The organism is Kitasatospora sp. NPDC058190 (genome assembly GCF_042883685.1).
Classification (GTDB): Bacteria; Actinomycetota; Actinomycetes; order Streptomycetales; family Streptomycetaceae; genus Kitasatospora.
In genome coordinates, this window is the sequence record NZ_JBHVVI010000258.1 from 1 (window position 1) to 3,909 (window position 3,909).

The 3,909-nt window shown below is 67.5% G+C and carries 3 protein-coding genes; 1 reads left to right on the forward strand and 2 read right to left on the reverse strand.

The genetic code is table 11. The annotated features are described in order from the left end of the window. Nucleotides 1-39: 39 nt before the first annotated feature. A complete protein-coding gene (locus tag ACFVWU_RS44530) occupies nucleotides 40-591 on the reverse strand; it encodes an alpha/beta fold hydrolase (protein ID WP_387632363.1) in 552 nt (183 codons plus the stop codon). A gap of 200 nt (nucleotides 592-791) precedes the next feature. On the opposite strand from ACFVWU_RS44530, the gene ACFVWU_RS44535 reads away from it, so the two are divergent. Next, nucleotides 792-1,646, forward strand: a complete 855-nt coding sequence (locus tag ACFVWU_RS44535) for an AraC family transcriptional regulator (RefSeq protein WP_387632364.1) — start codon at nucleotides 792-794, stop codon at nucleotides 1,644-1,646. A 677-nt stretch (nucleotides 1,647-2,323) separates the two neighbouring features. On the opposite strand, the gene ACFVWU_RS44540 is transcribed toward ACFVWU_RS44535, so the two are convergent. Beyond that, nucleotides 2,324-3,562, reverse strand: a complete 1,239-nt coding sequence (locus ACFVWU_RS44540) for a hypothetical protein (RefSeq protein ID WP_387632365.1) — start codon at nucleotides 3,560-3,562, stop codon at nucleotides 2,324-2,326. Between the last annotated feature and the right edge of the window lie 347 nt (nucleotides 3,563-3,909).

A 3,909-nucleotide genomic window follows, 5' to 3' on the forward strand; every position in this document is an offset into this window, starting at 1 on the left:
GGGTACTTCATCTGAGCAGCCATCACAAAGGCTCCCTTCTCATGACCCATCAGGCCATCTCGGGCAACCTTCCGCACCTCGGGGGAACCTCAGGCTGTCACGGATCGCAGTGGTCCGCACCGCCTCGGTCAGCGGTGCGGCGGTCAGGACATGGTCGAGGACGTACTGCACCGTCTCGGGTGCGTCGTAGGCGTGGGACAGGCCCTGCCGGTACTCCTCGGTCACCGTAGCGGGCGGCTGCGGCGGCGCGGGCGCGACGAGCACCAGGCGCGTCAGGTGGGCCGGTCGGCGTGCCGCGAGGAGCTGGCTGACTTTGCCGCCCATGGAGTGACCGACGAGGACGAACGGTCCCGACACGCAGGCGTCCACCACCGTGGCGAGGTCGTCGGCGAGTTGGTCGAGGTGGTAGGGCCCGGGCAGCGACCGCGAGGTGCCCCAACCGCGCTGATCGAAACGGAGCGTCGCCTGCTCGGGCGGCAGGTGGCCGACCACGCCGTTCCAGGTGTCGGCAGAGCCGCCCCAGTAGTGGACGAACACCAGCGTCGGTCCGGTGCGGCCCCCGCGCCGCACGTCCAGGGTCCCGCCAGCCACAGGAACCTGCATTGTCGTTTCCGTCATCGTCACACCTCTCATTTCGGTTGCATCGAACGACCGTTGTCATTCCGCGCAGCCTCGAACGGATAGCCTGATCTGCCTGTCAGGCTCGAAAGGACCCTACGAGAGGCGATGTCCGCGCTCCGGTGGAAAGGAACACAGTCGTTGTGGAAAACGGACACAGCGGTGTGTAGCAGGTGCGCTACCTGCCGGCGATCGGGTCTGCGTACGGCGTGGAGGTCCTCGATTTCGCCGCGCTGCGGTCCATGGACACCCGTCACCGCCGCGTACTCCCGCAGCGGCCCGACTTCCATGTCTTCGCCTTGGTCGTCTCGGGCGCCGGCGCCCACGAAGCGGACTTCCACAACTACCGACTGACGGAAGGCAGCGCCGTGTGGATCCGGCCTGGCATGGTGCACCGCTGGAGCGACATCGACGCCTGCGACGGTCAGCTGGTCCTCTTCCGTCCCGGCTTCCTGTCCGGCTTCACCACGGCAGAGACCACCGCCCCGGCGTGCTGGCATCTGGACCCGCAGCGTCTGGACCTCGCCCTGCTCGCAGCCGAGCACCTCGGCCGCGAACACGACGCGACAGCACGCACGCCACGCCTGGCGTCCGCCGCACTGCTTTCCCACCTGCTGGCAGCACTCATGCTGCGCGCGCTGCCCGACGCCCCGGCACCAACCCGCGTGAATCGTTCCAGCAGCCGATCCGCAGAGGTGTTCCGCGCCTACCGGAGTGCCGTCGAAGAGCACTTCACCCACTGGCACCACGTGGCCGACTACGCGCAGGCACTCGGCTACGACGTGCGCACCCTTACCCGGGCAACGCGCGCGGCCACCGGTACAGGCGCCAAGACCTTCCTCGACCAGCGGATCCTGCTCGAAGCCAAGAGGCTGCTCGCCCAGACCAACCTCCCCGTCACCAGCTGCGCCCGACGCCTCGGCTTCCGGGACGTCGGCAACTTCACCACCTTCTTCCGCCGTCAGGCCGCTACACCTCCCGCCGCCTGGCGTGCAGCGTACGGAGCAGCCGATACCCGCGGGTCCTGACACTCCCCCCCCCGCCGGGCTCACTCCCATTCGGTTGCGGACATGCTGACGATGAGTCGGGCGAAGCGGTCCAGTTCGGGCATGGTGCGGTGATGGCTCTGGGCGCAGCCGAACGGACAGGGGCGATGCCCCTCCAGCGGGAGGCAGCCGACGGCGTCACGGCGGTAGAAGTTCGCTATCCCGGGAGGACGTGGACGCCCAGGCCCAGCGCCACGCGCTGGAGCTGCTCCCGACCACGGCGGGCTGTCACCGCCCGGCACCGAGGCGGGCGTCGGTCGGCGCGGGGCGAGCCGTCGCGACCGTGCTGTCCGCGCTTGCCGAGCTCCAGCGTGAGCCGATCGCGCTCGCCGCGAGCGGCGGACGCGCCGCTGCCCGTGCCCGGGGCCGCCTCGGAAGGCGCCGCCCCAAGCTAGAACCAGACCAGGTGGCGTTTCGCAGCGGCTCTACCGCGGCCGGAAGAAGATCACCGACCTGTTCGGCGTACCTCGCTCACGGCTTACGGGCACTTCGATCGGGAGAAGACCGGGTGCGGCGCCGGCCGAAGAAGGCCGTTGCCGCGAAGTGCGACTGGCGACATGGCTTCGCGCCCCGCATGCCCGTCGTCCTCGGCATCTGATCGGAAGGCACACCCGGCATCGACTCCAGTCAACCCCCGAAGGACTTCCAAGCTCGACCACTTAGGAACAGCCGGGTACGGTGCTGGGGCTACCGCAGTTGTTGGGCTGGTTGAGGACGACGGGACTGACGTTCAGTGTCACCGTGCCGCTGGCCCTGAAGATGCCGCCACCGTCTGCACCCGTTCCCAGCGCCTGGTTCTTGGTCACCGGGCTACGGGTGAGAGTCGTGTTGCCGGAGGCCGTGTTGACGATGCCGCCACCGCGGGAGTTCGTACCATTGGTGGTGTTGCCGAGGACCGGGCTGTCGGTGAGCCGCACCGTGCCGGTCAAGTTGTAGATGCCGCCGCCCTGCGCATTGTTACCAGTGGCGGTGTTGCCGGTGACCGTGCTTGTCTGCAGCGTGATGGTGCCGGCTTGCGCGATGCCGCCGCCCAGCGGATTGCTACCGGTGACGTCGTTGCCTGAGACTACGCTGCTGGATAGCGTCACCCTCGTGCCGACCGCGGCGGCGATCCCGCCGGCCAGGGTTCTTGCGTGGTTGCCGACGATCGTGCTTCTGCTGACGGTCGCCGTGCCGGAACCTCCGAACGGGCTGACGAACAGGGCCCCGCCGGCCGCGGCGGTGTTGTTGCGGAGCGTGCTCCCGTTGACGGTCAACGCGCCATTGTCGTTGTCGACGGCCCCACCAAAGCTGTCGGCGGTGTTGGTGGCGAGGATGGTGTTGTTCAGCATCAGTTCGGGCCCGCCGCCGCTGAGCCAGATGGCACCGCCCCGGCCGTTGCCGAGGCTACTGGACGCGTGACCGTTGCTGAGGGTCAAGCTGTTGAGAGTGAGGTTCCCATTGGAGCCGTTGACTTGGAAGAAGCGGAAATTGGCCGCGCTTGCCGCTCGGGTGATGGTGTCGCCGCTTCCGTTGATCGTCACGGTGCTTGTGATGACCGGCAGTCCGTTGTCGTCGTTGGGCGGTGCGGCGTCAGTGAGGGTGTAGGTGCAACCCGGTCTGAGGTTGACCGTGCCGCCCACCGTGGCGACAGCGCCGATCGCGGCTTGCAGGTCGCTTTCGCTGCAGCTGGGCACGTTCACGATCGGCCCCTGGGTGGTGACACGATCGGTTCTTCTTGCCTTGGCGGAGGGCATGCCGAGCACCGGGTTGATGGGCCCCGTGGCCGACTGCGACACGCCGAGTACGTCCGTGTCCGAGGCGGCCGCTTGTGCGGTAGCGGGTGGCGTAATGACACCAAAAGCGACGAGGGTGAGTCCCATGTGAATGGGGGCTCTACGAGAGATGCTCAGTCGCATCGGGGCTCCTTCGGGTGGATCGCGAGTGTCGTTCCAGTGAGTGACACCGGAACACAGAAATGATCTATGTCGTATCAGCCGATGAAATGAACCAGGACGCTCCGATGTCACCCGGATGGGGGTGTGCTGTGAGGTATGCGCAGGGCGTCGGTTTGACCGACGCGGAGAGAGTCGCGGGAGCGGGTTCGGCGGCGGGCCATGGAACGCTTCGAGACGTGGACAGGAACACGGACGTCGCGGCGGCGCTGCGGGTACTGACCTCGGCGCTTCAAGGTGATTGGCCTGTTTGTGTAGCTGACTGACCATCACTTGCGCGCTATGCCGTTGGTATGCGCTATGCGGATGGA

Excerpts from the sequence above, each read along its gene's own strand:
- ACFVWU_RS44540 (WP_387632365.1), bottom strand. The coding sequence starts at position 3,562 with ATGCGACTGAGCATCTCTCGTAGAGCCCCCATTCACATGGGACTCACC.